Consider the following 25,239-nt stretch of genomic DNA (forward strand, 5'->3'; position numbering starts at 1 on the left):
GCATGACATTGAACGCCGAACTTTATTTCAGCTTCCGCTCGCCCTATTCCTATCTGTCGGTCGGGCGGTATCGCGCGATGACCGAGGAATATGACCTCGAAATTGCGCTGCGCCCGGTCTATCCGCTGGCGCTGCGTCAGCCCGATTTCTTTGAGCGCAACCACCCGAACTGGCTGGGCTACACAATGCGCGATATGTTTCGTGTGGCGCAGTTCCATGGCATTCCCTTCGGCCCGCCGCGCCCCGATCCGATTGTTCAGGACATGGCGACCCGCAAGATTGCCGCCGAACAACCCTATATCCGCCGGATCACCCGTCTTGCGCAGGCCGCCGCGCGGCAGGGCAAGGGGCTGGTGTTCGCGCATGAGGCCGCGCAGCTGATCTGGGGCGGGGCGGTGGATTGGCACGAGGGTTCGCACCTTGCCGATGCAGCCGCGCGCGCCGGGCTGGACTGGGCGAAGCTCGAAGCCGAGGTCGCGGCTGAGCCGGATGCGCTCGACACAGAAATCGCCGCCAATCAGGCCGCGCTGGAAGCAGCGGGCCATTGGGGCGTGCCGACACTGGTGTTCGAAGGCGAACCGTTTTTCGGGCAGGACCGGATCGACATGGTCAAATGGCGGATGGAGCAGCAGGGGTTGGCGCGGCGATGAAGGGCGAATTGCTGGGAGGGTGCCTATGCGGCGCTGTGCGTTACAAACTCAATCCCGGTGTGCGCCTCAATCCCTATGCTTGCCATTGCACCGATTGTCAGAGCCGCACGGGTAGCGCGTTTTCCGAACACATGTTGTTTACGCTCTCCGACCTAGAAATTACTGGCGAACTCGACACGGGCGAATATCGCCAACCAAGCGGCGCGCATTCGCGTATCTTTGGTTGTGCGAAGTGCAAGGCGCGGATCTACGCGACGAACGATTCTCGGGAAGGAATGGCAAGCCTGAGATGTGGAACACTCGACAATAGCGCGTCCTTCGTTCCGGCTGCGCACGTTTGGGTCAAGAGTAAGCAGCCTTGGATTGGTTTGCCGGAAGGCGCAGAGGTTATGGACGAACAGCCGCGTAGCGCGCAGGAATGGGTGCAGTTTGTGGGGCTGGCATGAACATCCGTAGTGATCACTTCGCCTCCTTCGACGGCACCCGCATCGCCGTCCACACGGCGGGCGAGGGCCGGCCTGTCATCCTGTTGCACGGGCTGTTTTCCTCCGCACAGATGAACTGGATCAAGTGGGGCCACGATGCGCGGCTGGCAGCGGCTGGGTTTCGGGTGATCATGCCCGATTTCCGGGTGCACGGCGATAGCGATGCCCCGCACGATCCGGCTGCCTACCCACGCCAAGTGCTGGTGCGCGATATAGCCGCGCTGATCGATCATCTGGGGCTGGGTGAGGGTGAATATGACCTCGGCGGCTTTTCGCTGGGCGCGCGCACGGCGGTGCATGGCTGCGCCACTGGCGTGTTCGCCCCGCGCCGTCTGGTAATCGCCGGGATGGGTGTATCGGGCCTGGCCGACTGGAAACGGCGCGCGGGGTTCTTTACCCGCGTGATCGACGAATTCGACACCATCACCCGTGATGATCCGGCGTGGTTATCGCGCCAGTTCCTCAAATCCCAAGGCGTTGACCGGACGGCGGCGCGGCTGTTGCTGGGCGCGTTTGAGGATCTTGACCTTGCCACTCTTGCCAACATCACCTGCCCCGCGCTGGTGATTAGCGGCGATCGGGATGAGGATAATGGCTCTTCGCAGGATCTCGCCGCGCTGCTGGCCAACGCGACCTATGCCGAAATCCCCGGCGGGCACCTCGATTCGGCGACCAAGCCTGAACTGGGTGAGGGGATTGTGCGCTTTCTGATGGCTTGATTCAGGCGGCGTGGCAGTCCACACCGCGTCCCATTGTCATTGAATCGACTTATGGGAACCCCTGCCATGAAACTTTCTACCCCGCTGCTGCGCCCGATGCTCAAGGGCGCTGCTGCCGCACTTGCGATTGCCGCTGCCACGCCGCTCGCCGCGCAAGCAACGCCGGACACTGCCGAACAAACAAGTGCACAATATCCGCTTACGCCCGCAGGCGCGCAGGCGTGGATCGCCGCAGTTGAGGCGGACCTTGCTGCGTTTTCGAAAGAATATGGGCATATCTCGTGGCTCAACGCGACCTATATCAACCATGACAGCGATGTGATGGCGGCCAAATATGGCGCGCAGCTGACCTTGAAGCGGGTCGCCTACGCCAACGAGGCCGCACGCTATGCGCAGGTCGCCGGGCTGGACGATGAAACCGCGCGCAAGCTGGATATGCTGCGCAACGGCATTTCCATGCCCGCGCCTGGCACCCCCGGCGCGGCTGAGGAAATGAACGATATCGCCACCCGACTGGGGTCTGCCTATGGGCGCGGCAAGGGGACGTTGAACGGCGAACCGATCAACGGATCGGATATCGAGGCCGAGATGGGCAATCTCGAACGGTCGCCCGAAGAGCTGCAGGAAATGTGGGCGAGCTGGCACGACAATGTCGGCGCGCCGATGCGCGAAGATTACACCCGCATGATCGGCATCGCCAATGAAGGCGCAAAGGAGCTTGGTTTTGCCGATCTGGGCGCGATGTGGCGTTCGGGCTATGACATGAGCCCGGATCAATTCGCTGCCGAAACCGAGCGGATGTGGCAGGAGGTCAAACCGCTCTATATCGCGCTCCACACCTATGTTCGCGCGAAGTTGAACGACAAGTATGGCGACGCAGTGCAGCCGCGCACCGGCCCGATCCGCGCCGATCTGCTCGGCAATATGTGGGCGCAGGAATGGGGCAATATCTATCCGCTGGTCGCCCCCGAAGGCGCAGGCGATATCGGCTATGACCTGACCGATCTGATCGCGCAGAAGAACCTTGACGCGGTTGGCATGACCAAGGTGGGCGAGCAGTTCTTCTCCTCGTTGGGTTTCGAGCCGCTGCCTGCAACCTTCTGGGAACGCAGCCAATTCACCAAGCCGGCTGACCGCGAAGTGGTGTGCCACGCCTCGGCCTGGAACATCGACAATGTCGATGATCTGCGCATCAAGATGTGCATCAAACAGAACGCCGACGACTTCACCACCATCCACCACGAGCTTGGCCATAATTACTACCAGCGCGCCTATAACCAGCAGGATCTGCTGCATATGGACGGCGCGAATGATGGCTTCCATGAAGCGATCGGCGATATGATCGCGCTGTCGATCACGCCCGAATATCTTGTGCAGATCGATATGCTGAAACCCGATCAGGTGCCCAGCGCCGACAAGGATATCGGGCTGTTGCTGCGTCAGGCGATGGACAAGGTGGCTTTCCTGCCGTTTGGCCTGCTGCTGGATCGTTATCGCTGGGGGCTGTTCGATGGCAGCATCCCCGAAACCGCGACCAACACCGGCTGGAACGACCTGCGCGCTGAATATCAGGGCGTTGTCCCCCCGGTTGAGCGCAGCGCCGACGGGTTCGATGCGGGCGCGAAATATCACATTCCCGGCAACGTATCCTACACCCGCTATTTCCTCGCGCGGTTGTTGCAGTTCCAGTTCTACAAGGCCGCCTGCGATACCGCCGGATGGGAAGGGCCGCTGCACCGCTGTTCGTTCTATGGCAACAAGGATGTCGGCGCGAAGCTGAACGCGATGCTCGAAATGGGCGCGTCCAAGCCGTGGCCCGATGCGCTCGAAGCCTTCACTGGCGAACGGCAGATGAACGGCACCGCGATGGTCGAATATTTTGCCCCGCTGATGAAATGGCTGGAAGAACAGAACAAGGGCGAGAAGGCGGGCTGGTGATGCGTAGCGGGGGCGGCATCATCGCGGCGGGCGCGCTGCTGGCGGTGACCGCCTGCGCGCCGATGGCCGAGGTTGCGCAGACAGCGGCGGCGGCGGGGGAAATGCCGCCCACGCTGTTTGTCGCGGCCAAGCGCGGCAACACCCTGTCAAAGGTCGACCTGGCCACCGGCAAGGAAGTGTTGCGCCTGCCCAGCTGCACCAACCCGCACGAACTCGCGACCTCGCCCGATGGCCGCCACGTCGCGCTCGCCTGTTATGGCGGGACGAGCGTGGACATATTCGACACCGGCAGTCTTGAACCTGCGGTCAGCATCGAACTGGGTGACAATGCCCGCCCGCACGGGATCGTCTGGCACGATAACGGCGATCTCTATGTGACGGCTGAGGGGCGGCGATCACTATTCTGGATTCGCAATCCCTTGGACGATGCACGCGAGTTGTTTGAATTCGGCACCGGGAAAGACGGCAGCCATATGCTCGCCGTGTCGCCCGATGCGCGCATTGCATGGACGACTGATCTTGGCTCGCGCACCGTCACGCGGGTTGATCTGCTGACCCGTCGCGCGCCGTTGTCGGTGGCGGTGGGCGAACAGCCCGAGGGCATCGCGCTTTCGCCCGATGGCAGCACGCTATGGGTATCCGCGCGCGGTTCTAATCAGGCTTTCGCGCTTGACCCGGTGACGATGGAAGTGCGCGAGACGGCGGCGACCGGGCGGTTCCCGCTGCGCATTGCGGTAAGGCCGCAGGGCGATGTGGCGATCACCTCTGATCTGCAGGATGGCAGCCTCAGCGTGATCGACACCGCCAGTGCCACAGTGATCCGCACCATCGCCGTTGCCGGCGCTGAGGGAGCGCAGGCGCGGTTTCAGGTGACGATCCTGTGGTCGGCTGACGGGGAGCGCATCTACGTTGCTGAAACCGCCAGCGATACCGTGGCCGAGGTTGATTACGCCAGCGGCATGGTGCTGCGCCGCCTCAAGGTTGGCGAAGGCGGAGACGGGATGGCGATCCTGCCTTGAACGGCCTTCGCACATTGCCGGTGGTGGGTTGGCGCGAACTTGTCAGCCTGCCCGAACTTGGGCTGAACGATATTCCGGCCAAGATCGATACCGGCGCGCGCACTTCGTCGTTGCAGGCCATCGTGCTCGACGATTTTTCGCGTGACGGCGAACGCTTCGTCCGGTTCGCGGTCGATTGGGGCGGCGTGCGCCACCAATGCGAGGCGGTGCACGTCGATATTCGCGGCATCACCAGTTCCAATGGCGATCGGCAGGAACGGTTTGTCATCAAGACGCCGCTGACCATCGGTAATCTCACCTTCCGGGCGGAAATCAGCCTGGCGGATCGTTCCCAGATGCAATTCCCGATGCTGATCGGGCGCACCGCACTAAGACGAAGGATGGTGGTTGATAGCGGACATTCGTGGCTGCAATCACCGGCAATTGGGGATAAGGGGCGCAACGTCCGGTAGAATGCCGGAACTGAAAGGTATCCCATGAAAATCGCGATGCTGGCGCGCAATGCCAATCTTTATTCGCACCGGCGCCTGAAAGAGGCGGCGGAGGCGCGCGGTCATACGCTCGACATTCTCAACACGCTGCGCTGCACCGTGCACATCGCCAGCCACCGGCCGCAGGTGTTCTATAATGGCGCGCCGGTTGAGGCCTATGACGCGGTGATCCCGCGCATCGGGGCATCAATCACCAATTATGGCCTCGCGATTCTGCGGCAGTTTGAAATGCGCGGAAGCTGGTCTTTGAACGAAAGCGTCGCGATTGGCCGCAGCCGCGACAAGCTGCGGTCTTTGCAGATTCTCGCCAAGCATGGGCTGGGCCTGCCGCTGACGGCCTATGCGAACGACCCCAAGCAGGCAGAGGAGATCATTCGCGCGGTCAAAGGCCCGCCGGTGGTGATCAAGCTGATCGAAGGCACCCAAGGCATCGGCGTGGTGCTGGCCGAAACGATGAGCAGCGCCAAATCGGTGATCGAGGCGTTTCGCGGGGCCAACGTCAACATTCTGGTGCAGGAATTCATCAAGGAAGCGGGCGGCACCGATATCCGCGCGCTGGTGGTGGGGGGCAAGGTGGTCGCCGCGATGAAGCGCACCGGCGCGCCCGATGATTTCCGCTCAAACCTCCACCGCGGCGGCAGCGCGGATGTGATCAAGATCACCCCCGAAGAACGCTCAACCGCAGTGCGCGCGGCCAAGCGGATGGGACTGAACGTGTGCGGGGTCGATATGCTGCGCAGCAATCACGGCCCGGTGATCATGGAGGTGAACTCGTCGCCCGGTCTGGAAGGCATCGAAAGCGCGACCGGCAAGGATATCGCCGGGATGATTGTGGATTTCATCGCGGCCAATGCCAAGGATGGGCAGACCAAGACCAAGGGGACGGGTTAGGTCTGGCATGATATTTGACAGGGAGGGGACAGAAAAATGCAGATCAAAACTCACAATCCGACGCCGTGGCTTCAGCACTTTGGGTTGAACCATGCGGTAGAGGTCAGCGGGGCCAGCCGCACGGTCTATTTCTCCGGGCAGACCGCTTCGGACGCGGACGGCGCGGCGCTGCATCCGGGCGATATCGTGGCGCAATACAAGGCAGCGTGGGCCTGCCTCGTGGATGCGCTTGACGCGGCGGGTATGACTCCGGCCAATCTTGTGCGGATGAATATCTACACCACCGATGTTGATGCCTTCATGGCGACTGCGGAGCAGACGACTGCGTTGCACATAGAGGCAGGTGCGCAGATTGCCTGCACTCTATTAGGAGTGGCGCGGTTGTATGACCCCGCGATTATGATCGAGTTGGAGGCAACGGCGGTCGCCTGACCATACTCACCGAAACGGCGGCTCGTTAAACGCCCGCAATTTGCGTGAATGCAGCCGGTCGCCTTCGTCGCGCAGGCGTTTGCACGCCACGATGCCCATTTGCAGGTGCGCGGCGATGGCTTCTTCGTAGAACTGGTTGGCCTGCCCCGGCAGCTTGATTTCGCCATGCAGCGGCTTGTCGCTGACGCATAGCAGCGTGCCGTAGGGCACCCGGAAGCGATAACCCTGCGCGGCGATGGTGGCGCTTTCCATTTCGATGGCGATCGCGCGGCTTTGCGAAAAACGTTTGGCGCTGCTGGAATAGAGCAATTCCCAGTTGCGATCATCGGTCGTCACCACCGTGCCGGTGCGCAGCCGTTGTTTGAGATTGGCCCCCTGCGTGCCAGAAACCGCCTCTGCCGCCCCGGCCAAGGCCTGTTGCACTTCGGCAATCGGCGGGATCGGGATTTCGGGTGGCAACACCGAATCGAGCACGTGATCATCGCGCAAATAGGCGTGGGCGAGCACGAAATCGCCGATCTTCTGGGTGGAGCGCAAGCCCCCGCAGTGGCCGATCATCAGCCACGCATGCGGACGCAGCACCGCGAGGTGATCGCAGATCGTCTTGGCGTTGGATGGGCCGACGCCGATATTGACCAGCGTAATCCCGCGCCCATCCTCACGGATCAGGTGATAGGCGGGCATCTGGTGGCGGCGCCACGCGGTGTCGTTGAGTTGATCCTGCGCGTTCGCAGCGGGTTCGCGGATATCGAGCCCGGCTGCCCCGGTCAGCGCGACATAGCCATCCGTGCCGATCTGCTGCGCGCCCCAGTTCACGAATTCATCGACATAGCGGTGATAGTTGGTGAACAGGATAAAGTCCTGAAAATCGCTGACTTCGCTGCCGGTATAGTGCTTGAGCCGTGCGAGCGAGTAATCTGTCCGCAGGCCATCGAACAGCGACAGCGGCATGTCGCGCGCGTCGTCAAGCTCGATCCCGTCGGCAAGCTCATCGCCGATCAGCGCAAGATCGGTCGAGGGAAAGTGTTTCGCAATGTCCTGCGCGGAAATGCCGACCATCGCCGCACCCGCCTCTCCATCAAGCACGTAGGGGAACGGGATTTCCTGCCGCGAACGGCCCACCGAAACTTCGATTTCGTATTCGCTGGCGATCAGTTGCAGCTGTTCGGTGAGGTATCCGGCGAACAGATCGGGCCGGGTGATGGTGGTCGCGTAGGTGCCCGGCATTTCCAGCCGCCCAAACGCCCGGCTGCGATCAACCGGGGCGCCAATTCCGGCATAGCGCAAGGTGATCTGCGGATAGGAATAGCTGCCATCCTCACGCTTGCGCTGCGGCGGAATCGTGCCTGCCCGGCCAAAGGCGATCACATCGTCGCGCAAGGTGCGCACGGATTGGTCATAATGCTGCTGCAGCTGGGCGAGAATGCTGGGAATATCGATCATGGCAGCAGCATAGCTCCTTGAAGGGAAAGTTCAAAGTCAGGCTGGACGCGGGCCAACCCCGTTTACAAAAAGGGCGCGAGGATCGATCCGATCCCCGCGCCCTTGTTATGTGTGGCGTGATGTGTGGTGGCCTTGAGGCCGCCAGCAATCAGGCGTCGTCGCCGTCACGTTCTTCCAGCAATTCGGCGGGGATTTCACCCGGTTCGAGGCTGGTGTCGATGCGGGTGGCATCGGCCTGTTCTTCGATCTCGCGCTGTTCGTCTTCGAACATCTGCGCCAGAACGTCCACGCCTTCGCTCTGCAGCTTGGCTTCGTCGTCCGACCGCGCAACATTGGCCTTCACCGTCACGCGCACTTCGGGGTGAAGGGCAATGGTGACATTGTGCATACCGATATTCTTGATCGGCGCGCCAAGGATGACCATGCGCTTGTCAACGGTGTGACCCTGATCGGCAAGGCCGGCAACGATGTCGCGCACGCTGACCGAGCCATACAGCTGGCCCGCATTCGATGCGGCGCGGATCAGCACCACTTCTGCGCCTGCCACGGCTTCACCCTGCTTTTCAGCACCGGCGCGACGTTCGGCGTTTTCGGTTTCAAGCCGATCACGGTTGGCTTCGAACACCTTGCGGTTGGCGTCGTTGGCACGCAGCGCTTTTTTCTGCGGGAGCAGGAAGTTGCGGGCGTAGCCGTCCTTCACGCTGACAACGTCGCCAATCGACCCAAGCTTCTCGATCCGTTCGAGGAGAATGATATCCATGTTCTTTCTCCTCTTACTTCACGATGAAGGGCAGCAGCCCGATCTGGCGCGCGCGCTTGATCGCCTGGGCGAGCTCGCGCTGCTTCTTGGCGGAAACGGCGGTGATGCGCGATGGCACGATCTTGCCACGTTCGGACATGAAGCCCTGCAACAGGCGCACGTCCTTGTAATCGATCTGGGGGGCATCCTTGGCCGCGAACGGGCAGGATTTGCGGCGGCGGAAAAACGGGCGGGCCATCAGTCGCGCTCCTCACGGGTTTCGCGGCGCTTACGCTCGCGGTCGTTCTTGCGCATCATTACCGAGGGGCCTTCCTCGTGGGTGTCCACGCGGATGGTCATGTAGCGGATGATGTCTTCGTTGATACGGGTCTGGCGTTCAAGCTCTGCAACCACCGAGCCGGGGGCATCGATGTTGAGCAACACGAAATGCGCCTTGCGGTTACGCTCGATCTTGTAGGCGAGCGATTTGAGGCCCCAGGTTTCGGTCTTGGTGACCTTGCCGCTGTTGGCTTCGATGATTTCGGTAGCTTGCGCTGCCAGCGCGTCAACCTGAGCCTGGCTCAGATCCTGACGTGCGAGAAAGACGTGCTCGTAAAGAGCCATCTCGCGTCCTTTCACTTCCCTGCCGATCGCTGGCTGATCCGTTCCGACTGAACGGGGCCCCTCCGGCTTTCTTCGATACATCGCTGGGCGGTTCCCATGCGAAGCGCGGCCCCTTACAGCTTTCGTTGGTGATTGCAAGACTTGTCGGCGATGAAGCGGACGGGCAGGCGCAGGGTTTGGATAACGCGATTCGCGTTGAGGGGGATGGAACGTGCCTACAGGACTGGTTGCGCTGCTGGATGATATTTCGGTGATCGCCAAGGCGGCATCGGCCTCAATTGACGATATCGGCGTTGCTGCGGGCAAGGCTGGCACCAAGACCGCAGGCGTTGTCATCGATGATGCGGCGGTCACGCCGGGTTACGTCACCGGGCTTTCACCGGCGCGTGAATTGCCGATCATCTGGAAAATCACCAAGGGCAGCCTGAAAAACAAGCTGTTGTTCCTGCTGCCGGGCGCGTTGATCCTGTCGGAGTTTCTGTCGGGAGCGATCATCTGGCTGTTGATGATCGGCGGGGCGTTCCTGTGTTACGAAGGCGCTGAAAAAGTGCTGGAAAAGCTGGGGCAGGCCAAACACGGGGTAACGCTTGAGGACGAAATCACCGATCCGGTGGCGTTCGAAAACGAGCGGGTGGGCGGCGCGATCCGCACCGATTTCATCCTGTCGGCGGAAATCATGGCAATCACGCTCGCGGCGATTGACCTTGACGTGTGGTGGGAACGCGGGCTGGCATTGGCGCTTGTCGCCATCGTCGTGACCGTCGCGGTTTACGGCGCTGTGGCGGTGATCGTGAAGATCGACGACATCGGCTTGCACCTGACCAGACAGGTGGATGGCTGGAAGCAGTCCATCGGCCATTTCCTGCTGCGGTTCGTGCCCCGGCTGCTGACCACGCTGTCGGTGGTGGGCACGGCGGCGATGTTGTGGGTTGGCGGCGGGATCATCGTCCACGGCACCCACGAAGTGGGCTTCCATGCGATTTATGACATTATCCACGGGGCAGAGGGCGCTGTGGCCGCTGCTGCCGGGGCGCTGGGCGGGGTGGCAGGCTGGCTGACCTATGCCGCGCTGTCGGCGGCGATCGGGCTGGTGTTGGGCGCAGCGATTGCCTTTATCCTGCACAAAGTGCTGGGTGTCGGCGCTGGTGAGGGGCATTAGGTCTGCACTTATGACAAAGCCAACCCTTTACACCTGCGCCCGGTCACGCGGCCTGCGCGCGACATGGGCCGCAGAGGAAGCGGGTGTCGATATCGACCTCAACATCCTGCCGTTTCCGCCGCGCTATCTGGCGCCAGAGTTTCTGGAACTGAACCCGCTGGGCACCGTGCCGCTGCTGGTGGATGGCGACACGCGGATGACCGAAAGCTGCGCCATCGCGCATTACCTTGCCACCCGCGATGGTTACACCCCGCTGGCCATCGCGCCGGGGGAACGCGATTACGGCGAATATTGCGATTACACATACCACGCCGATGCCACGATCACCTTTCCGCAGACGGTCTATATGCGGTTTGCCATCTTCGAGAAGGACAAGGGCTGGGCCGAGGCTGGGCACGCCTATGCCAAGTGGTTCCACAAGCGGTTGGTGAAGGTTGAACAGCGGCTTCAAGCCCGCGAATTCCTGTGCGCTGATCGCTTTACCGTGGCCGATATCTGCGTCGGCTATGCGCTGGTTTTGGCTGAAAGCGTGGGGCTGGATGATGGCGTGCCGCAAAGCCTCAAGGATTACCGCGCCCGGTTGACCGCGCGCCCCGCATACCAGCGGGCGATCGCGCGGGAGGGGGAAGGGCGCCTGACGCTCGAAAAATAGCCTTTGTGATGGTGCCGGAACCCGTGGTTTCGGCCGGTCGGTTAAGTATCCAGATCATGCCCGCAGCGGGTGCAGTTCCGATTGGGCCACAGGACAACCAGGATTCCCCGGAAGAACGCGTTCTTGCCGCATTGCGGGCAGTTAAACCGCAGCATCGGGGCATTGGCGATCAACAGCAGCATGATCGCCGCTGCAAAGGCGATGGTGGAATGGCCGTAAAACCGGTCAACCCCCACCACCAACAGCACCGCAATCACCAACGCCGCAATCATCCGCCATGCGTGGCGCACCGCATTTCGATAAAGCGTCATGGCAAGCGGGCGAGGATTGATTGGGCGAACTGGGTCAGCGTATCATCGCGCGCGCCCATCACCACGATCCGGTCGCCGGGCTGGGCAATGGCGATGATGCGTTGCGCGCAATCTTCGCGCGCCGGGATGTGTTCGGCTTTACCGCCGGCCTGCGCGATCAGTTGGACGATCCGTTCACTGCCTTCACTGCGATCAACCGTCCCGCCGAAATAGACCGGATCACACAGGATCGTGAGGTCATCCGCGCCCAATTCGCGGGCGAAGGTCTGCGCCAGTTCCGCCCCCATCTGGCGCAGCGGGCCATAGCCATGCGGCTGGAAAAACGCGATCACCCGTCCGGGCGTCGCCTTCAGCGTGCGCAAGGTGGCCGCGCATTTTTCCGGATTATGGCCGAAATCATCGATCACCGTGATGCCCTGCGCACTGGTGCCGGTCACATCGAATCGCCGCGCCAATCCTGCAAAACTGCGCAAGGCAAAGGCGGCCTGGGAAACGCCGATCCCGGCGGCGCTCGCCGTGGCAATCGCTGCCAGCGCGTTCGAAAGATTGTGCAGGCCCGGCATCGGCAGGATCAGCGGGAGCACCTCGCGCTTGCGGTTGTCGATCACGACTGCGCGAATGCCGAATGCGCCCTGTTCGATCGAATCCGGCTCCACGGTAATGTCGGCACCGGACGCGGTGATGCCAAAGGTAACTGCGGAGCGCGCGCGCGCCGCAAGCGCAGCAGCCTCGGGACTGTCGAGATTGATTACCGCTGTTTGCGATGCGGCGATATAATCCCCGAACAGAACGCGCAGTTCCTCGATACTCTTGTGGTCGAGGCTGACATTCAGCAGCACGCCGATGGTTGGGCGGTAAAGCGCAATCGATCCATCGCTTTCATCGACCTCGCTCACGAACATATCGGCTTGCCCGATTTTTGCGCTGGCATAGGTATCGGCAGGCGTAATGAAGTTTTTCATCACCGCGCCGTTCATCACCGTGGGATCGCGTCCGGCGTGGTGCATGATCCACGCGATCATCCCGGTGACGGTCGATTTGCCCGAGGTGCCGCCAACCGCAATCGAGCACGCGGCGCGGTTGAACAACTGCGATAGCAGCTCCGCCCGGCTCAATCGTGCGCAGCCAAGTTCGCGCGCGCGGGCGACTTCGGGCACGCTGTCCTCAATCGCGGCTGACGCGATCAACACTTGATCTGAGGAGGTAATGCCGCTGCCATCCTGCGGAAACAGCGCGAAATCATTGGCGTCCAGCCATGCGAATTTTTCAGGCGTGCGGCCCTGATCGCGGCTGCGATCCGATCCGGCGACCCGATAGCCAAGCCCGCGCGCAATCTGCGCCAGCGGCAGCATCCCCGATCCGCCAATGCCGCAAAAGAATAGCGGGCGCTCCGGCTGCGTCCCTGGCTCGATCCCGTTATCCATAGCAGGCGTGGTTATTGACTTGCGCCATCACTGACAAGCGCCATAGGTTGCCGCGCATGACGAATATCGCGATCTGTGCGCCTGCGACCCCGATCACCCATGAGCACCGCGATGCGCTCTTGGCGCTGGTGGCGGCGGAATATCCCTCGCACCGCGTGACGTTTCACGATCAGTCTTTTGAACGGGCCGGGCATTTTGCCGGGGATGATCTGCGGCGACTGACCGCGCTGCTCGAATGCGCCAATGATCCGGCGTTCGATGTCGTATGGTTTGCCAAGGGCGGTTACGGTTCAAACCGCATTGCCGAAGCTGCGGTTGCACAGATGAACGCATCCGCGCGGGCCAAGACTTATGTCGGCTTTTCCGATTGCGGATACCTGCTGGCGGCGCTCTACCGCGCCGGAATCGGGCAGAGCGTCCATGGCTCGATGCCGGTCAGCGCGCGTTCGGAAGGTGGGCGCGCGGCGATCCGGCGGGTGCTGGACTGGCTCGGCGGGGATACCAGCGGGATTGAACCGAGCCTGGATGGCACCACGCCTGCTGCCGCGTTCAATCTCATCACGCTGGCAATGCTGGCGGGCACGCCGTTGATGCCTGACCTGACCGGCCATGTGGTGATGGTTGAGGAGGTGTCCGAACACCTTTACGCGATCGACCGGATGTTTTTTCATCTCGCCGGAACGCTTCCCCGGCTTGCCGGGCTGCGGTTGGGCGCGATCACCGACGTGCCCGAAAACTATGTCGAATTCGGCCAGAACGAAGAAGATATCGCCCGTTTCTGGTGTTCGCGCGCGGGCATTCCCTATCTGGGGCGCGCGTTGATCGGGCACAATTCTGCCAACAGGGTTGTGCCCTTCGGACTTGCCAGCCCGCCCGCGCGGACTTAACCGCGCGCCCCAAACCAAGAATGGGGCCAAAAACCAGCACAGGATCACATGATGCGCGCGTTTATTTTTCCGGGTCAAGGCAGCCAGAAAATCGGCATGGGGGCAGATCTCGCCAACGCAAGCGCGGCCGCGCGCGAGGTGTTTGGCGAGGTGGACGAGGCGTTGTCGCAAAAGCTTTCAGCACTGATGCGCGAAGGGCCGGAAGCCGACCTGACCCTCACCGAAAATGCGCAGCCTGCGATCATGGCCAACGCGATGGCGACATTGCGGGTGCTGGAACGCGATTTCGGTGTGCAACTGACCGAACACGGCGCCTGCGTCGCGGGCCATTCGCTGGGCGAATACACCGCCCTGTGTGCGGTTGGTGCGTTCAGCCTCTCCGACACCGCACGGCTGCTCAAACTGCGCGGGCTGGCGATGCAATCCGCCGTGCCGGTGGGCGAAGGAACAATGGCGGCGCTGCTGGGGGCGGATATTGATCAGGCCAAGGCGCTGGCTGAGGCCGCGGCGCAGGGGCCCCACGCGGGAGGCGCAATCAGCGTTTGTGAGGTAGCGAACGACAATGATCCTTCGCAGGTGGTGATTTCCGGCCACACCGCGGCGATTGAGCGCGCCGTCGCGCTGGTCAAGGAGTTCGGGATCAAGCGCGGCATCCTGCTGCCGGTGTCCGCGCCGTTCCACTGCGCGCTGATGCAACCCGCCGCCGAACGCATGGCTGAGGCCCTGGCCCAAACCCCGCCCGCGGCCTTCACCCTGCCGCTCTATGCCAACGTCACCGCCGCGCGCGTCACCGATCCCGAAGTAGAACTCGGATTGCTGATCGAACAGGTCACTGGCCGGGTGCGCTGGCGCGAAAGCGTGCTTGCCATGCGCGCCGATGGGGTGGAAAGCTTCGTCGAACTGGGCGGGAAGGTGCTCGGCCCGATGGTTGGCCGGATCGACCGCGAAGCGCAGGTTGCAAGCTTGGTGACGATGCAGGATATTGAAGCGTTTGCGAAGGAATTGGTGTGATGTTTTCACTCAAGGGCATGAATGCGCTGGTCACTGGTGCGAGCGGCGGGATCGGATCGTCGATCGCCCACGCGCTCGCCAGCCAGGGCGCGCGGCTTGCGCTGTCGGGATCAAACGCGGCCAAACTGCGGGCGTTTCGCGATGAACTCAACGAATCCTATCCGCATCACGATCACGATGGCCATGTCGAGATTACCTGCGATCTGGGGAACGCTACTCAGGTCGAAGAACTGATCCCGGCGATGCTCGATACGCTCGGCACGATGGACATCCTCGTCAACAACGCCGGGATCACGCGTGATAATCTGGGGATGCGGATGAAGGATGATGAATGGGATCAGGTGATCCGCATCAACCTAGAAGCCGCGTTCCGCCTGATGCGCGCCGCGGCCAAGCCGATGATGAAGGCGCGGTTCGGGCGGATCATCAACATCACCAGCGTGGTCGGCGCGACCGGCAATCCGGGCCAGATGAACTATTGCGCGGCCAAGGCTGGCCTGACCGGCATGACCAAGGCGTTTGCGCAGGAAGTCGCCAGCCGCGGGATCACCGCCAACTGCGTCGCCCCCGGCTTCATCCGCACCGCGATGACCTCAGCGCTCGATGAAAAACAACAGGCCGCGATCAATGGCCGCATTCCGATGGGCCGCATGGGTGAAGGCAGCGAGATCGGCGCTGCGGTTGCGTTTCTTGCCAGCCGCGAATCCTCCTATGTCACGGGTGAAACGCTGCACGTAAACGGCGGGATGGCGATGCTGGGCTGATCAGCGGGCGGTGTTTTGGCCCCTTATCCCCAGCGGAAACGCCCCTCGCAAAGCCGCCAACTTGCCCGTATTGTCAGCGGCGCTAAGGTTTTACGCACTTTCTGGCGCTTGAGGGCGATTCCTTCGTCCTTCTGCCACACAAGGGAACGATAGGGACAAGCGATGAAGGCCACGATTGAACGCGCGACCCTGCTGCGGTGCCTCTCCCACGTGCAGTCGGTGGTTGAACGGCGCAACACCATTCCGATCCTGTCGAACGTGCTGATCGACGCCAGCGACGGCGGCAATGTTCGCGTAATGGCGACCGATCTTGATCTGCAGGTGGTCGAATCAATGTCGGCTTCGTCGGTCGAACAGGCAGGCGCGATTACCGTGTCGGCGCATCTGCTGTTCGATATTGCGCGCAAACTGCCCGAAGGCAGTCAGGTCAGCCTGACCACCAGCGACAACCGGCTTGAGGTCAAGGCGGGCCGTTCGAACTTCAAACTGCCGACTCTGCCGCGCGATGATTTCCCGGTGATCGTCGAAGGCGACCTGCCGACCAGTTTTGAACTGCCCGCGCGCGTGCTGGCTGAATTGATCGACCGCACCCGCTTCGCGATTTCGACCGAGGAAACGCGCTATTACCTCAACGGCATTTTCCTGCACGTGACCGATGAAAACGAACCGCTGCTGAAAGCCGCCGCCACCGATGGCCACCGGCTCGCGCGGTTCACCTTGGCGCGGCCCGAAGGCGCCGCCGGGATGCCCGATGTGATCGTGCCGCGCAAAGCCGTGGGCGAACTGCGCAAGCTGCTCGAAGAAGCGCTCGATGGTAACGTGTTGATCGACCTGTCGGCCAGCAAGATTCGCTTCACCATGGGCGGTGAAGGCGGGGTGGTGCTGACCAGCAAGCTGATCGACGGCACCTTCCCCGATTACAGCCGCGTGATCCCGACCGGCAATGACAAGCTGCTCAAAGTCGATCCGAAACTGTTTTTCGCCGGTGTTGACCGCGTGGCGACCATCGCGACGGAGAAAACCCGCGCGGTCAAGATCGGGCTGGATCAGGACCGCGTCACGCTGTCGGTGACATCGCCCGATAACGGCACCGCGGCTGAGGAACTGGCAGCAGAATACCGCGCCGAAGCGTTGGAGATCGGCTTTAACGCCAATTACCTCAAGGACATCCTTGGCCAGATCGATGCCGACACGGTCGAACTGCATCTGGCCGACGCAGGCGCGCCGACGCTGATCCGCGAAAACGAGGCAAGCCCGGCGCTCTATGTGCTGATGCCGATGCGGGTGTGACCGTTTGAATGCTCCGCGATGGCGGCTGGCTTTGAGGACAGGCTTTACGCCGGAGACGCGGTCGGCGGACTTGGGCCGGGGGATGCGGCGATCCGTGGCAATTTGGCCGCTGAATGTACGCCTCGATTAATGGATCGCCACGGCCCTGCGGGCCTCGCGATGACGAAGTAGGGATGGAGAAGCTGGGGCGGGGGTGATTATTTCGACGCTTTTCACTGCATCGACTGCTCGAACGCAGCCTTTGATCGACGGTTGAAGTCGTCTGGAATGAAGGGTGGTAGAATATCAAGACTGTCCAAGTGCCCCAATAGCATTTGACAAATTCGGCTTAAGCGGGCTGCTCTCCAAGCTTCCTTTTCAAGCACATCAACAGATAGACGCAAGTGCCGGCATTCGGTTGGCATCTTCTTGGGGGTGACGAAGTCGTAAAAATCCACTCCCCACCTGATATCTGTGACTTCCATTCTAGCGTGGGCAATCTGATGCCGAAGCTCTGCTCCCGATAAAACTCTTTGAAAGAAACGTTCAGCCGTCATTTTATGGCTATCGAAAGGTGGTTGGCGAAAGAAGCGTTGAAGGTAGCTTATTTTGTCTTTCAAGGAATAGGGGATTTTGACGGTCTCTTGAGCCGTCTCAAACTGAGCAAAGCGGTCACAGGCTTCAGCAAGGCGTGTTTCGATACTCGCGTGCGCTGAAACAATCACACCCCGCAAAAAAAGGGCTGCTTCCACATCGGTTTTCGTGGTCCAAGGCGTAACCTCGACCGCGTATGCGCTACGGATGAAGTAAACCGATGTCTTTCGGATGTAGCGCTCCAATGAGTTTTGGCTCTGGTTCGGCATAGTCACGACCCCATCACCGCACCCAATCCAGCCCCATTTCCTCGAAAATCTCCTTGTCCTCGGCCCAGTTTTCCGACTGTTTGACGTGGAGGAACAGGTGCACTTTTACTCCCAGCACCTCGCACAATTCCTTGCGCGCCGCTTCGCCGATGGCCTTGATCCGCGCGCCGCCTTTGCCGAGCACGATGGCGCGCTGGGTTTCGCGGGCGACCACGATCTGCTGGTGGATTTCGATGCTGCCGTCTTTGCGCACCGTGTAACTTTCGGGCCGCACTGCGCTGTCATAGGGCAGTTCTTCGTGGAGCTGTTGGTAAAGCTGTTCGCGGGTGATTTCGGCGGCGAGCAGGCGTTCTGAAGCGTCTGACACCTGATCTTCGGGATACATCCATTCAGCCTCGGGCATCATGCCCGCCAGCGCGTCTTTCAACTCGGGCACGCCGTCCCCATTCAGCGCGGAAACGAAATAGATTTCGGCAAAATCGACCTTGCCCGCCAGTTCCTGCGCCAGCGCCAGCAGGGGTTCTTTCTTGGCGCGGTCGACTTTGTTGAGCACCAGAATCTTGCGTTCAGGGCGGTTCGCCAACGCCTCCAGCAGCGGCTCCAATTCGTGGCGGCGTTGCTTGATCGGATCGACCAACAGCAGCACCGCGTCCGCCGCCTCGGCACCTTCCCACGCGGCGCTTACCATCGCGCGGTCTAACCGGCGGCGCGGGGCAAAGATGCCGGGGGTGTCGACCAGAATCATCTGCACCCGCGTGCCTGCCAGTTCGTGCAAGGCAATCCCCAGCATCCGCGCGCGGGTGGTCTGCGCCTTGGCACTGGTGATGGCGACCTTCTGGCCGACAAGCTGGTTCACCAAAGTTGATTTGCCCGCATTGGGCGCGCCAATCACGGCGATCATGCCACATTTTTGTTTGGTCATTTCATGACTTCCTCGCCGCTGATTTTCCGCTTCGCTCCAAAGCGGCTGCGGGCGGCCGCTTGGCCTTGCGAAACCTGTCGGTTTCGATGTGGCAAATTCACTAAATCATTCAACCGAATTGCTCCAGAAAAGCCTTCGCGGCCAGCTTTTCAGCCTCGCCCTTGTTGGTGGCGGTGGCCTCGGCCTCACCGACATTGCGGACGCTGACCCGCACGGTAAATCGCGCCGCGTGGTCAGGCCCGCTGCGCCCCACCACTTCGTAAACGGGGGTGGCGCGGCGGTTGCCTGCGGCCCATTCCTGCAGCGCGCTTTTGGGATGTTTCGACCTGCCCAAGTCGCCTTCCAACTCGCTCGCCCACAGGCGGTAGATGACCGCCTTCGCGGTATCGAACCCGTGCTGGACAAAACACGCGCCGATCAGCGCCTCCATCACATCGCCAAGGATCTTGTCGCTATCCGCCCCGCCATCATCGCGCGCTTGCTTGCCCAACCGGATATGCGCGGGCAGGCCGATGGCGCGGGCAATCCGTGCGCAAGTGGCGCCGCTGACCAGCGCGTTGAGCCGCTGTGACAGCTTGCCTTCGGGCGCGTCGCCCGCGCGGAATAGCCAGCTCGCCACCGACAGGCCAAGCACCCGGTCGCCCAGAAATTCAAGCCGCTGGTAATCTTTGGAAGTTACCGCCGCCGCGCCGCCCGATCCGTTGAAGCTGCCGTGGGTCAGCGCCTCGATCCAGGCGGCCTCATCCGTCACGGCAAAGCCTTGTGCTTCGAGCCATTCACGCGTCGCCGGGTCAAGCGCGCTCACAGTGCGTCTCCGATCCGGTGCCAGCGTGCGGCGGTGAACCAGGTCCACGGATTTGCCCAATCGGCGCTGCCATCGGTCGACCACACGATGATGCTGGCGCGGCCCACCAGCAGGTCTTGCGGAACAAATCCCACCGCATCGCCTGCGGCTGCCGGAAAGCGGCTGTCGCGCGAATTGTCACGATTGTCGCCCATCACGAACAGCGCGCCCGCCGGGACTGTGACGGGGGCAAGCGCATCAGCCGGGGTCATCCCGAAATCGAGCACTTCGTAGCTTTTGCCGCCCGGCAAAGTCTCACGGAAACGGGCGTAGCGGCAGGCCGCGCTGCCATCATCCAACTGCACAGGCGCGCGGCCCCATGCGCACCCGGTATTGGGCGATTCGGCAATCAGCGCATCAGCCATAGGTTCGTGCGGTATCGGTGTGCCGTTCAGCACCACCTGCCCGCCCACCATGCGCACCGCATCACCCGGCAGGCCGATCACCCGCTTGATATAATCACGTCCGTCGACCGGGTGTTTGAAGATCACCACATCGCCGCGTTCGGGCGTGCTGGCGAACAGGCGGCCATCGGGCAGTGGCAGATCAAAGGGCAACGAATGGCGCGAAATACCATAGGGCCACTTGGCCGCCAGCAAGTAATCGCCGTTCATCAGGCGGGGCAGCATGCTTTCCGACGGGATCGAAAACGGCGAGAACACCAGGGTGCGAAACACCAGCACCACCAGCAGCAGTTTGGCCAGGAACCAGACGAAACTGCCCCAGCTATCGCGCGCAGGCGCCGCCGCGTCGGCATTATCGGGCAACACATTGCCGAGAGATTGGGTCTTAACATCCATCGCCCATGCCCTTACTCGGCTCCGCACACCTGCGCAAAGGAGAACAGTGATGAACGGATCGGGCGAAGCAAACGGCAAGCCAGCAGTGGGCGAGGCCTGGTCGCGGCTGCGTTCGCTGGAACCGCGCACGCTCGGCCAATTGTTCGCCGCTGATCCGGCGCGGCCCGCAGCCTTGACCCAGCAAATCAGCTGGCCAATCGCGCCCGGCAGCGCGGCGGAAACGGGCATGAGGATCGATTTTTCCAAAACCCATCTGGATGATGCCGCGCTGACCGCGTTTGAGGCTTTGGCCGAGGCGCGCGGGTTTGCGGCTGCGCGCGATGCGCTCTTCGATGGCGGGATCGTCAATGTCACCGAAGGCCGCGCCGCGACCCACGGCGCGCTGCGCGGCAGCGGCACGCCTGCGCAGGTCGAAGAAGCCGAAGCGCTGCTCGCGCGCATGGGGATGCTGGTTGAGGCGATCCATGAAGGTGCGCTGGGCGAAATTCGCCACTGCATCGCGGTTGGCATCGGCGGATCGGCGCTCGGCCCGGCGCTGGCGATTGACGCGCTGACCCGCGATCTGGCGCTGGTCGATGTCCATGTGGTGTCGAACATTGATGGCCTCGCGCTGGAACAGGCGTTTGCTGCCTGCGACCCCGAAACGACGCTGATCGCGCTCGCGTCCAAAACCTTTACCACCATCGAAACGCTGACCAATGCGAACAGCGCGCTGAAGTGGTTGGCGGATAACGGTGTGGAAGACCCCGGCGGGCGGGTGATCGCGCTGACCGCTGCGCCCGAAAAGGCGGTGGAATGGGGCGTCGATGAAACCCGCGTGCTGCCGTTCCCCGAAAGCGTGGGTGGGCGCTATTCGCTGTTTTCGTCGATCGGGTTCCCGATTGCGCTGGCGGTGGGGATGGATGAATTCCGCGCGATGCTGGCCGGCGCGAAGGCGGTCGACGATCACTTCCGCAACACCGAAGGCCGCGCCAATGCCCCGTTGCTCGCGGCGTTTGTGGATCAGTTCTACACCCGGTTAAAGGGCTGCCAGACCCGCGCGGTGTTCGCCTATGATGAACGCCTCGCGCTGCTGCCCGACTATCTTCAGCAGCTGGAGATGGAATCCAACGGCAAAAGCGTGACCGTGGATGGCACCCCCGTGGACGGGCCGACCGCGCCGGTGACATGGGGCGGGGTGGGCACCGACGCGCAGCATGCCGTGTTCCAACTGCTGCATCAGGGCACGCACCTGATCCCGGTCGATTTCATCGCCAGCATCGCGCCGGGGGATGAACTGGACCCGGCGCATCACCGCACGCTGTTGATGAACTGCCTTGCCCAAGGCGCGGCGCTGATGGCGGGCAAGCCGTCAGACGATCCGGCGCGCGCCTATTCGGGTGATCGGCCCTCCACCACCTTTCTGCTCGACGATTGCGACGCGGCGGCACTGGGCGCACTGATCGCATTCCACGAACACCGCACCTTTGCGAGCGCGGTGCTGATGGGGATCAACCCCTTCGACCAGTTCGGGGTGGAACTGGGCAAGGCCATCGCCAAACAGATCGACAGCGGAGAGGGCGAGTTTGATCCCTCGACGAAGGCACTGATGGCGGCGGCGGGGTTGGGGTAGCGCGGGAACTGCTTGACTTTCCGAGGCTCCGCGCCCACATGGCCCCCATCGAAGCGCGCTAGCCATGCGTGAAGCGGCGGAAAACTAAAAGCATCCGCCCCGGCCGCGCCTCGGTTCTACCCAAGACTTCCCTTTTCACGCGGGCGGTTTCAACCCCCGCGCCGCGCGCCCGCTATGGGTTTCGCGCGCCGCAGATTATTTGCGAGTTTTATCTACATGACGACTTTTGCTGAACTCGGGCTGTCGCAGCCCGTGCTCCAGGCCCTTGATATGAAGGGCTATACTACCCCCACCCCAATCCAGGAACAGGCCATTCCGGCCGTTCTCAAGGGCCGCGATCTGCTCGGCATTGCCCAGACCGGCACCGGCAAGACGGCCGCGTTCATGCTCCCCAGCATTGACCGGCTGCGCGAATCCGACAAGCAGATCCCGTTCAAATCCTGCCGGATGCTGGTGCTGGCACCGACCCGCGAATTGGCGGTGCAGATCGCCGATAGCGCCAAGGATTACGGCGCGCTCGCCGGCCTCAAGGTGCAATGCATCGTCGGCGGCACGTCCGTCGGCAAGGATCGTAACAAGCTGCATCGCGGCACCGATATCCTCGTTGCCACGCCGGGCCGCTTGCTCGATCTGATCGATCAGAAAGCGCTGAACCTCAATGGGATCGAAGTGCTGGTGCTCGACGAAGCGGATCAGATGCTCGACCTCGGCTTCATCCACGCACTGCGCAAGATCCGCGACATCACCCCCAAGGATCGCCAGACGCTGTTTTTCAGCGCGACCATGCCCAAGGCGATCAAGGAACTGGTGAGCGGGTTCTGCAACAATCCGGTGCAGGTTTCGGTCACGCCGCAGAGCACCACCGCCGAGCGCATCGACCAATATCTGTTCATGGTGCAGCAGGACGAAAAGCTGTCCCTGCTCGAAATGATCCTCAAGGGGCGGCATACCGTTCCCGGCGCGATTGAACGCGTGCTGATCTTCGCCCGCACCAAACACGGCGCGGACCGGGTGGTGAAGCGGTTGGAGCAAGGCGGGATCGAGGCCAACGCGATCCACGGCAACAAATCGCAACCGCAACGCCAGCGCGCGCTCGACGAATTCCGCAAGGGCCGCGTGCCGGTGCTGATCGCGACTGACGTGGCCGCGCGCGGGATCGATATTCCGGACGTTTCGCACGTCATCAACTACGAACTGCCCAACGTGGCCGAACAATATGTCCACCGCATCGGGCGCACCGCGCGCGCGGGCAAGGACGGGATAGCGATTGCCTTTTGTGCCGAGGATGAACGCGCCTATCTCAAGGATATTCGCAAGGTCACCGGCGCAGAGCTGGAACGCTTGCCGCTGCCGGATAATTTCCGCGCCGTGGTGGAAGGCGAAGGGCCGACCAAGCCTGCCGCTCGTGTTCCGATGAAGCGCGTCAACCCGCGCCCGCTCGGCCAACGTCCGCAGGGTGATCGCAAGCCTCATGGTGAAAATCGGGGAGAACGCCGCCCGGATGGCGAACGTCGCCCGCAGCAAGGTGAACGCCGCGCTGATGGGGAGCGTCGTCCGCAAGGTGATCGCAAGCCGCAGCAGGCCACGGGATCAGGCCGTCCCGGCGGCAATGGCGGCGGTGGTGATCGCCGTCATCCCGGCGGCGGTGCGCGTCCGTCTGGCAATGGCGGAGGCGGCGGTGATCGCGGCCGTGGCCGTGGTCGTCCCGGCGGCGGCGGGGGCGGTCGTCCGCGCTCGGTCAACGCCTGATTGCTGTGGGGGGCCGTGGCCTTCCCGCTCCATCCTTTGTTGTCGCATCGTAAAAAGCTGAAAACCGGTTCCCACTTTTCAGCACGATGCTCTAAATAAAAGAAATTACAGCTTTTTGCGCGTCGATGGTTGCCGCCATCGACGCGCTTCGCCATATGCGGCCCGTGACCTACGGGAGCAGCGCAATGGCCGACGAATTTGACTATGATCTCTTCACCATCGGGGCAGGATCGGGCGGCGTGCGCGCCAGCCGGGTCGCTGCAGCGCACGGCGCGCGGGTCGCGGTGGCCGAGGAATACCGGGTCGGCGGCACTTGCGTGATCCGCGGCTGCGTTCCCAAGAAGATGCTCGTCTACGGCGCGCATTTTGCCGAGGATCTGGAAGACGCCAAGCAATTCGGCTGGACGATCGAGGGCAAAGGCTTTGACTGGGTCAAGCTGCGCGACAGCGTGCAAGCCGACGTCAGCCGCCTCGAAGGCCTGTATGGCCAGACGCTCAGCAACCACAATGTCACTGTCTATGATGAACGCGCGACCATCACCGGCGATCATCAGATCACGCTGGCGAGCGGCAAGGTCATCACCGCCAAATATATCCTGATCGCCACGGGCGCGCGTCCGATGGTTCCGGACTTTCCCGGAAATGAGCACGTCATCACCTCGAACGAGGCGTTCCATCTCGACGCCATCCCGCGCCGCATCCTGATCGTGGGCGGGGGCTATATCGCCAATGAATTTGCCGGAATCTTCAACGCATTCGGCAGCAAGGTGACGATCGCCAACCGTTCGGACACGATTTTGCGGGGCTATGATGAAAGCGTGCGCGACCGCTTGCTGCAAATCTCGCTGACCAAGGGGATCGAATTCTGTTTCCACACAGAATTCGAATCTGTCGAAAGGCAGGATGATGGCAGCCTGCTGGTCAAGCTGACCGGGCAGGATGCGCGGGTGTTTGACGCGGTGATGGTGGCGACGGGCCGTGTGCCCAATATCGAAGGCCTTGGGCTGGACAACATCGGCGTTGCCACCGGGCGCAGGGGCGAAATTGTGGTTGACGTTTTCAGCCGCACCAATGTCGATTATGTCTATGCTGTCGGCGATGTGACTGACCGCGTGCAGCTCACCCCGGTCGCCATCCGCGAAGGGCAGGCGTTTGCGGATTCAGTGTTCGGCGGGGTTGAACCTTACGCGGTCGATCATTCCTGCGTGCCCAGCGCGGTGTTCAGCCATCCGCCCATCGCTGCGGTCGGCATGACCGAAGGCGAAGCGCGCGACACTCTTGGCACGATCAAGGTCTATCATGCCGATTTCCGCCCGATGAAAAACGTCTTGTCGGGGCGCAACGAACGCAGCCTTTACAAGATGATCGTCGATGCCGCGAACGACCGGATCGTGGGGCTGCACATGATCGGCCCCGAAGCGCCAGAGATCATGCAGGCGGCGGCGGTGGCGGTGAAGGCGGGCCTGACCAAGGCCGATTTCGACGCGACCGTTGCTATCCACCCGACGATGGCGGAAGAACTGGTGCTGTTTAAATAGCGG

The 25,239-nt window shown here is 62.1% G+C and carries 27 protein-coding genes; 17 read left to right on the forward strand and 10 right to left on the reverse strand.

All coding sequences use genetic code 11. The features are described 5' to 3' along the window. Positions 1 to 2: 2 nt before the first annotated feature. The 8 genes from ABIE62_RS06850 to ABIE62_RS06885 all read left to right on the forward strand — a co-directional run bounded on the left by ABIE62_RS06850 (position 3) and on the right by ABIE62_RS06885 (position 6,625). Entirely contained in the window at positions 3 to 650 is a 648-nt protein-coding gene (locus ABIE62_RS06850; protein WP_354324660.1) for a 2-hydroxychromene-2-carboxylate isomerase, read from the forward strand. Then, positions 647 to 1,096: a GFA family protein gene (locus tag ABIE62_RS06855; RefSeq protein ID WP_354324662.1), complete on the forward strand. Its 450-nt coding sequence runs from the start codon at positions 647 to 649 to the stop codon at positions 1,094 to 1,096. The genes ABIE62_RS06850 and ABIE62_RS06855 overlap by 4 nt, the downstream gene beginning before the upstream one ends. Then, positions 1,093 to 1,854 carry an alpha/beta fold hydrolase gene (locus tag ABIE62_RS06860; RefSeq protein ID WP_354324664.1) on the forward strand — a complete coding sequence of 254 codons (762 nt, stop codon included), beginning with the start codon at positions 1,093 to 1,095 and terminating at the stop codon, positions 1,852 to 1,854. The genes ABIE62_RS06855 and ABIE62_RS06860 overlap by 4 nt, the downstream gene beginning before the upstream one ends. A gap of 66 nt (positions 1,855 to 1,920) precedes the next feature. Beyond that, positions 1,921 to 3,792, forward strand: coding sequence for a M2 family metallopeptidase (locus ABIE62_RS06865; RefSeq protein ID WP_354324666.1), 1,872 nt, complete (start codon positions 1,921 to 1,923; stop codon positions 3,790 to 3,792). Continuing rightward, positions 3,750 to 4,811 carry a Vgb family protein gene (locus ABIE62_RS06870; protein ID WP_354324667.1) on the forward strand — a complete coding sequence of 354 codons (1,062 nt, stop codon included), beginning with the start codon at positions 3,750 to 3,752 and terminating at the stop codon, positions 4,809 to 4,811. The genes ABIE62_RS06865 and ABIE62_RS06870 overlap by 43 nt, the downstream gene beginning before the upstream one ends. Next, positions 4,808 to 5,263: an ATP-dependent zinc protease family protein gene (locus ABIE62_RS06875; RefSeq protein ID WP_354324669.1), complete on the forward strand. Its 456-nt coding sequence runs from the start codon at positions 4,808 to 4,810 to the stop codon at positions 5,261 to 5,263. The genes ABIE62_RS06870 and ABIE62_RS06875 overlap by 4 nt, the downstream gene beginning before the upstream one ends. A 24-nt stretch (positions 5,264 to 5,287) precedes the next feature. Beyond that, positions 5,288 to 6,193, forward strand: coding sequence for a 30S ribosomal protein S6--L-glutamate ligase (gene rimK / locus ABIE62_RS06880; protein ID WP_354324670.1), 906 nt, complete (start codon positions 5,288 to 5,290; stop codon positions 6,191 to 6,193). A gap of 36 nt (positions 6,194 to 6,229) precedes the next feature. Next, the gene (locus tag ABIE62_RS06885; protein ID WP_354324671.1) at positions 6,230 to 6,625 is read left to right on the forward strand and encodes a RidA family protein; all 396 of its coding nucleotides are present in this window, start codon (positions 6,230 to 6,232) and stop codon (positions 6,623 to 6,625) included. 6 nt (positions 6,626 to 6,631) lie between these two features. Here the strand turns inward: ABIE62_RS06885 and ABIE62_RS06890 are convergent, their stop codons facing one another. The 4 genes from ABIE62_RS06890 to rpsF form a co-directional block, all read right to left on the reverse strand. Continuing rightward, complete coding sequence (locus tag ABIE62_RS06890; protein ID WP_354324673.1) at positions 6,632 to 8,068, reverse strand: AMP nucleosidase; 1,437 nt, start codon at positions 8,066 to 8,068, stop codon at positions 6,632 to 6,634. Positions 8,069 to 8,216: 148 nt separating this feature from the next. Next, positions 8,217 to 8,828, reverse strand: a complete 612-nt coding sequence (gene rplI / locus ABIE62_RS06895) for a 50S ribosomal protein L9 (protein ID WP_354324674.1) — start codon at positions 8,826 to 8,828, stop codon at positions 8,217 to 8,219. A gap of 13 nt (positions 8,829 to 8,841) precedes the next feature. Then, the gene (gene rpsR, locus ABIE62_RS06900) at positions 8,842 to 9,066 is read right to left on the reverse strand and encodes a 30S ribosomal protein S18 (protein ID WP_354324676.1); all 225 of its coding nucleotides are present in this window, start codon (positions 9,064 to 9,066) and stop codon (positions 8,842 to 8,844) included. Beyond that, positions 9,066 to 9,431: a 30S ribosomal protein S6 gene (gene rpsF, locus ABIE62_RS06905; RefSeq protein ID WP_354324678.1), complete on the reverse strand. Its 366-nt coding sequence runs from the start codon at positions 9,429 to 9,431 to the stop codon at positions 9,066 to 9,068. Before rpsF ends, rpsR begins: the two co-directional genes overlap by 1 nt. Positions 9,432 to 9,642: 211 nt before the next feature. Here rpsF and ABIE62_RS06910 point away from each other — a divergent pair, with 211 nt between their 5' ends. Continuing rightward, a complete protein-coding gene (locus tag ABIE62_RS06910) occupies positions 9,643 to 10,590 on the forward strand; it encodes a DUF808 domain-containing protein (RefSeq protein ID WP_354324680.1) in 948 nt (315 codons plus the stop codon). A gap of 10 nt (positions 10,591 to 10,600) precedes the next feature. Further along, positions 10,601 to 11,242, forward strand: a complete 642-nt coding sequence (locus tag ABIE62_RS06915; RefSeq protein WP_354324682.1) for a glutathione S-transferase family protein — start codon at positions 10,601 to 10,603, stop codon at positions 11,240 to 11,242. 41 nt (positions 11,243 to 11,283) lie between these two features. Here the strand turns inward: ABIE62_RS06915 and ABIE62_RS06920 are convergent, their stop codons facing one another. After that, entirely contained in the window at positions 11,284 to 11,553 is a 270-nt protein-coding gene (locus tag ABIE62_RS06920) for a hypothetical protein (protein WP_354324684.1), read from the reverse strand. Beyond that, the gene (locus ABIE62_RS06925; protein WP_354324686.1) at positions 11,550 to 12,977 is read right to left on the reverse strand and encodes a glutamate ligase domain-containing protein; all 1,428 of its coding nucleotides are present in this window, start codon (positions 12,975 to 12,977) and stop codon (positions 11,550 to 11,552) included. The genes ABIE62_RS06920 and ABIE62_RS06925 overlap by 4 nt, the downstream gene beginning before the upstream one ends. A 56-nt stretch (positions 12,978 to 13,033) precedes the next feature. Here ABIE62_RS06925 and ABIE62_RS06930 point away from each other — a divergent pair, with 56 nt between their 5' ends. The 4 genes from ABIE62_RS06930 to dnaN all read left to right on the forward strand — a co-directional run bounded on the left by ABIE62_RS06930 (position 13,034) and on the right by dnaN (position 16,929). Continuing rightward, positions 13,034 to 13,864 carry an LD-carboxypeptidase gene (locus ABIE62_RS06930; protein WP_354324688.1) on the forward strand — a complete coding sequence of 277 codons (831 nt, stop codon included), beginning with the start codon at positions 13,034 to 13,036 and terminating at the stop codon, positions 13,862 to 13,864. Positions 13,865 to 13,915: 51 nt separating this feature from the next. After that, positions 13,916 to 14,875 carry an ACP S-malonyltransferase gene (locus ABIE62_RS06935; RefSeq protein ID WP_354324971.1) on the forward strand — a complete coding sequence of 320 codons (960 nt, stop codon included), beginning with the start codon at positions 13,916 to 13,918 and terminating at the stop codon, positions 14,873 to 14,875. Next, the gene (gene fabG / locus ABIE62_RS06940; RefSeq protein WP_354324689.1) at positions 14,875 to 15,639 is read left to right on the forward strand and encodes a 3-oxoacyl-[acyl-carrier-protein] reductase; all 765 of its coding nucleotides are present in this window, start codon (positions 14,875 to 14,877) and stop codon (positions 15,637 to 15,639) included. Before ABIE62_RS06935 ends, fabG begins: the two co-directional genes overlap by 1 nt. 162 nt (positions 15,640 to 15,801) lie before the next feature. Next, a complete protein-coding gene (gene dnaN, locus ABIE62_RS06945; RefSeq protein ID WP_354324691.1) occupies positions 15,802 to 16,929 on the forward strand; it encodes a DNA polymerase III subunit beta in 1,128 nt (375 codons plus the stop codon). Between the two features lie 212 nt (positions 16,930 to 17,141). On the opposite strand, the gene ABIE62_RS06950 is transcribed toward dnaN, so the two are convergent. The 4 genes from ABIE62_RS06950 to lepB form a co-directional block, all read right to left on the reverse strand. Continuing rightward, the gene (locus ABIE62_RS06950; RefSeq protein ID WP_354324693.1) at positions 17,142 to 17,771 is read right to left on the reverse strand and encodes a hypothetical protein; all 630 of its coding nucleotides are present in this window, start codon (positions 17,769 to 17,771) and stop codon (positions 17,142 to 17,144) included. Between the two features lie 13 nt (positions 17,772 to 17,784). Then, positions 17,785 to 18,693: a GTPase Era gene (gene era / locus ABIE62_RS06955; protein ID WP_354324695.1), complete on the reverse strand. Its 909-nt coding sequence runs from the start codon at positions 18,691 to 18,693 to the stop codon at positions 17,785 to 17,787. A 109-nt stretch (positions 18,694 to 18,802) separates the two neighbouring features. Next, the gene (gene rnc / locus ABIE62_RS06960) at positions 18,803 to 19,498 is read right to left on the reverse strand and encodes a ribonuclease III (protein WP_354324697.1); all 696 of its coding nucleotides are present in this window, start codon (positions 19,496 to 19,498) and stop codon (positions 18,803 to 18,805) included. Continuing rightward, complete coding sequence (gene lepB / locus ABIE62_RS06965; protein WP_354324698.1) at positions 19,495 to 20,337, reverse strand: signal peptidase I; 843 nt, start codon at positions 20,335 to 20,337, stop codon at positions 19,495 to 19,497. Before lepB ends, rnc begins: the two co-directional genes overlap by 4 nt. A 49-nt stretch (positions 20,338 to 20,386) precedes the next feature. Here lepB and pgi point away from each other — a divergent pair, with 49 nt between their 5' ends. The 3 genes from pgi (at position 20,387) to gorA (ending at position 25,236) form a co-directional block, all read left to right on the forward strand. Then, positions 20,387 to 21,949: a glucose-6-phosphate isomerase gene (gene pgi / locus ABIE62_RS06970; protein ID WP_354324700.1), complete on the forward strand. Its 1,563-nt coding sequence runs from the start codon at positions 20,387 to 20,389 to the stop codon at positions 21,947 to 21,949. A gap of 216 nt (positions 21,950 to 22,165) precedes the next feature. After that, on the forward strand, positions 22,166 to 23,698 hold the full coding sequence (locus ABIE62_RS06975; protein ID WP_354324702.1) for a DEAD/DEAH box helicase: 1,533 nt from the start codon (positions 22,166 to 22,168) through the stop codon (positions 23,696 to 23,698). Between the two features lie 185 nt (positions 23,699 to 23,883). Continuing rightward, positions 23,884 to 25,236: a glutathione-disulfide reductase gene (gene gorA / locus ABIE62_RS06980; RefSeq protein ID WP_354324704.1), complete on the forward strand. Its 1,353-nt coding sequence runs from the start codon at positions 23,884 to 23,886 to the stop codon at positions 25,234 to 25,236. Positions 25,237 to 25,239: the final 3 nt, after the last annotated feature.

Origin of the sequence: Porphyrobacter sp. MBR-155, from assembly GCF_040547625.1 — a bacterium.
In the GTDB taxonomy this organism is placed as follows: domain Bacteria; phylum Pseudomonadota; class Alphaproteobacteria; order Sphingomonadales; family Sphingomonadaceae; genus Erythrobacter.